The 4056-nt window shown below is 60.4% G+C and carries 4 protein-coding genes; all 4 read left to right on the forward strand.

The window, feature by feature from the left end; all coding sequences use genetic code 11:
• Window positions 1–1327 (forward strand): 3-isopropylmalate dehydratase large subunit (gene leuC / locus ACIONG_RS29935; protein ID WP_401304583.1); only part of this gene is annotated, 1327 nt, incomplete at its 5' end.
• Window positions 1328–1338: 11 nt separating this feature from the next.
• Window positions 1339–1983 carry a 3-isopropylmalate dehydratase small subunit gene (gene leuD / locus ACIONG_RS29940; protein WP_007913445.1) on the forward strand — a complete coding sequence of 215 codons (645 nt, stop codon included), beginning with the start codon at window positions 1339–1341 and terminating at the stop codon, window positions 1981–1983.
• A gap of 134 nt (window positions 1984–2117) precedes the next feature.
• Window positions 2118–2885 (forward strand): class I SAM-dependent methyltransferase, encoded by a 768-nt coding sequence (locus ACIONG_RS29945; protein ID WP_401304586.1) that lies wholly within the window; start codon window positions 2118–2120, stop codon window positions 2883–2885.
• Between the two features lie 54 nt (window positions 2886–2939).
• Entirely contained in the window at window positions 2940–4022 is a 1083-nt protein-coding gene (gene leuB, locus ACIONG_RS29950) for a 3-isopropylmalate dehydrogenase (protein ID WP_401304589.1), read from the forward strand.
• Window positions 4023–4056 lie beyond the last annotated feature (34 nt).

The following is a 4056-nucleotide window of genomic DNA, read 5'->3' on the forward strand; positions in this document are numbered from 1 at the left end:
CATCATCCACGAAGTGACCTCGCCGCAAGCCTTTGAAGGCCTGCGTCTGGCCGGGCGCAAGCCTTGGCGCATCGATGCCAACATCGCGACCCCGGACCACAACGTACCGACCACGCCAGAGCGCAAGGGCGGCATCGAAGCGATTGCCGATCAGGTCTCGCGTTTGCAGGTTCAGACCCTTGATGACAACTGCGATGAATACGGCATCGTCGAGTTCAAGATGAACGACATCCGCCAAGGCATCGTCCACGTGATCAGCCCGGAGCAGGGCGCGACCTTGCCGGGCATGACCGTGGTCTGCGGCGACTCGCACACTTCGACCCACGGCGCTTTCGGTGCCTTGGCGCACGGTATCGGCACCTCCGAGGTCGAGCACGTGCTCGCCACCCAGTGCCTGGTCGCCAAGAAAATGAAAAACATGCTGGTGCGCGTCGAAGGGCAATTGCCGTTCGGTGTGACCGCCAAGGACATCGTCCTCGCCGTGATCGGCAAGATCGGCACGGCCGGCGGTAACGGCCACGCCATCGAATTCGCCGGCAGCGCGATCCGCGATTTGTCCGTCGAAGGCCGCATGACCATCTGCAACATGTCCATCGAAGCCGGCGCCCGTGTGGGTCTGGTGGCGGCGGACGAAAAGACTGTCGAATACGTCAAGGGTCGTCCGTTCGCTCCGAAAGGCGCGCAATGGGACATGGCCGTCGAAGCCTGGAAAGACCTGGTGTCCGACGCCGATGCCAAGTTCGACACCGTGGTTGAACTGGACGCCGCGCAGATCAAGCCGCAAGTCAGCTGGGGCACTTCGCCTGAGATGGTTCTGGCCGTTGATCAGAACGTGCCGGATCCGGCCAAAGAGATGGATCTGGTCAAACGCGACTCGATCGTCCGCGCCTTGAAATACATGGGTTTGACCGCCAATCAGGCGATTACCGACATTCAGCTGGATCGCGTGTTCATCGGTTCCTGCACCAACTCGCGCATCGAAGACTTGCGCGCTGCTGCCGTGATCGCCAAGGGCCGCAAAGTCGCTTCTACCATCAAGCAAGCCATCGTGGTGCCGGGTTCGGGTCTGGTGAAAGCGCAGGCTGAAGCCGAAGGTCTCGACAAGATTTTCCTCGAAGCCGGTTTCGAATGGCGTGAGCCGGGTTGCTCGATGTGCCTGGCGATGAACCCGGACCGTTTGGAGTCTGGCGAGCATTGCGCCTCGACCTCCAACCGTAACTTCGAAGGCCGTCAGGGCGCCGGTGGCCGTACCCACCTCGTCAGCCCGGCCATGGCGGCTGCGGCAGCGGTGAACGGTCGTTTCATCGACGTTCGTGAATTGATTTAAAGGAGCGCAGCATGAAAGCTTTTACTCAGCACACTGGTCTTGTCGCGCCTTTGGATCGTGCCAACGTCGACACCGACCAAATCATTCCGAAACAGTTTTTGAAGTCGATCAAGCGCACCGGTTTCGGTCCGAACCTGTTCGACGAATGGCGTTACCTCGATGTCGGCCAGCCGTATCAGGACAACTCCAAGCGTCCGCTGAACAAGGACTTCGTGCTCAACGCCGAGCGTTACCAAGGCGCCAGCGTGTTGCTGGCCCGGGAGAACTTCGGTTGCGGCTCCAGCCGTGAACATGCGCCATGGGCGCTAGAAGAGTACGGTTTCCGCAGCATCATCGCGCCGAGCTACGCCGACATCTTCTTCAACAACAGCTTCAAGAATGGCTTGCTGCCGATCATCTTGAGCGACGCTGAAGTCGATGAGTTGTTCAAGCAGGTCGAGGCCGAGCCGGGCTATCAATTGCAGGTTGATCTGCAGGCGCAGACCGTGACCCGTCCGGATGGCAAGGTGTACAGCTTTGAAATCGACGCGTTCCGTAAGCACTGCCTGTTGAATGGTCTGGACGATATCGGCCTGACCTTGCAGGACGGTGATGCGATTGCGACGTTTGAGGCCAAACATCGTGTGAGCCAGCCGTGGTTGTTCCGCGACGCGTAATTTGTGTACGGCGAATGACGCCATCGCGAGCAGGCTCACTCCTACATTTGAAATGCGTTCCCCTGTAGGAGTGAGCCTGCTCGCGATGAGGCCCGCAAAGGCAACACAAGACTCCAGCCAAAAAGGAAGTCCCCATGACCAGCACCGCCCAGCACAGTCAGGTTGTCCAGAAGCAATTCGGTGAACAGGCCGCCGCCTACCTGAGCAGCGCCGTTCACGCTCAAGGCACCGAATTTGCGCTGCTACAGGCCGAACTGGCCGGGCAGTGCGAGGCGCGGGTGCTGGATTTGGGTTGCGGCGCCGGTCATGTGAGTTTCCACGTCGCACCGCTGGTCAAGGAAGTGGTCGCCTACGACCTGTCGCAGCAAATGCTCGACGTGGTCGCTGCTGCCGCCGTAGATCGCGGCTTCAGCAACATTGTCACGGTCAACGGCGCCGTCGAGCGTCTGCCGTTTGCCGATGGCGAGTTTGATTTTGTGTTCAGCCGTTATTCGGCGCATCACTGGAGCGATCTCGGTGTGGCACTGCGCGAAGTGCGCCGGGTGCTGAAACCGGGCGGTGTGGCGGCGTTCGTGGACGTGTTGTCACCGGGCAGCCCGCTGTTCGACACTTACCTGCAAAGCGTCGAAGTGCTGCGCGACACCAGTCATGTGCGCGATTATTCCGCCGGCGAGTGGTTGCGTCAGGTCAGCGAGGCCGGTTTGCACACGCGCAGCACTACGCGTCAGCGCCTGCGTCTGGAGTACAGCAGTTGGGTCGAGCGCATGCGTACACCCGAAGTGATGCGCGCGGCGATCCGCCAGTTGCAGCAGTCGATGGGCAACGAAGTGCGCGAATATTTTGAGATTGATGCCGATGGCTCGTTCAGTACAGATGTAATCGTGCTGATGGCCGAGAAATAACAAATTTTCCGGGCGTGCCGGTAAAGGCGCACCGACTGAAGACACGAGGAAAGCATGAGCAAGCAGATTCTGATTCTCCCAGGTGATGGCATTGGTCCGGAAATCATGGCCGAAGCGGTCAAGGTGCTGGAACTGGCCAACGACAAGTACAGCCTGGGCTTTGAGCTGAGCCATGACGTGATCGGTGGCGCCGCCATCGACAAGCACGGCGTGCCGCTGGCCGACGAAACCCTGGACCGTGCCCGCGCCGCCGATGCTGTGCTGCTGGGCGCCGTAGGTGGCCCGAAATGGGACACCATCGAGCGTGACATCCGCCCTGAGCGCGGTCTGCTGAAAATCCGTGCGCAATTGGGTCTGTTCGGCAACCTGCGTCCGGCGATTCTCTATCCGCAACTGGCTGACGCTTCGAGCCTGAAGCCGGAAATCGTTGCCGGTCTGGATATCCTGATCGTGCGCGAGCTGACCGGCGGCATTTACTTCGGCGCGCCACGCGGCACCCGTACCCTGGAAAGCGGCGAGCGTCAGGCCTACGACACCCTGCCGTACAGCGAAAGCGAAATCCGCCGCATTGCCCGCGTCGGTTTCGACATGGCCATGGTTCGCGGCAAGAAGCTGTGCTCGGTGGACAAGGCCAACGTGTTGGCGTCCAGCCAGCTGTGGCGTGAAGTGGTCGAGCAAGTGGCCAAGGATTATCCGCAAGTCGAACTGAGCCACATGTACGTCGACAACGCCGCCATGCAACTGGTGCGCGCGCCGAAGCAGTTCGACGTGATCGTCACCGACAACCTGTTCGGCGACATCCTGTCCGACGAAGCGTCGATGCTCACCGGCTCCATTGGCATGCTGCCGTCGGCCTCGCTGGATTCGAACAACAAGGGCATGTATGAGCCTTGCCACGGTTCGGCGCCGGACATCGCCGGCAAAGGCATTGCCAACCCGCTGGCAACGATTCTGTCGGTGTCGATGATGCTGCGTTACAGCTTCAATCTGCACGACGCGGCCGATGCCATCGAGCAAGCCGTCAGCGTGGTGCTTGATCAAGGCTTGCGCACCGGCGACATCTATTCGGCCGGTTGCACCAAAGTCGGTACGCAGGAAATGGGCGACGCAGTAGTCGCCGCGCTGCGGAATCTGTAATCTCTCGGGCCCGCTGCGAAATTCAATACAAAGC

The sequence above is a fragment of the Pseudomonas sp. NPDC087817 genome, from assembly GCF_044742875.1.
GTDB lineage: Bacteria > Pseudomonadota > Gammaproteobacteria > Pseudomonadales > Pseudomonadaceae > Aquipseudomonas.

Excerpts from the sequence above, each read along its gene's own strand:
- leuD (WP_007913445.1), top strand. The coding sequence starts at position 1,339 with ATGAAAGCTTTTACTCAGCACACTGGTCTTGTCGCGCCTTTGGATCGT.
- ACIONG_RS29945 (WP_401304586.1), top strand. The coding sequence starts at position 2,118 with ATGACCAGCACCGCCCAGCACAGTCAGGTTGTCCAGAAGCAATTCGGT.
- leuB (WP_401304589.1), top strand. The coding sequence starts at position 2,940 with ATGAGCAAGCAGATTCTGATTCTCCCAGGTGATGGCATTGGTCCGGAA.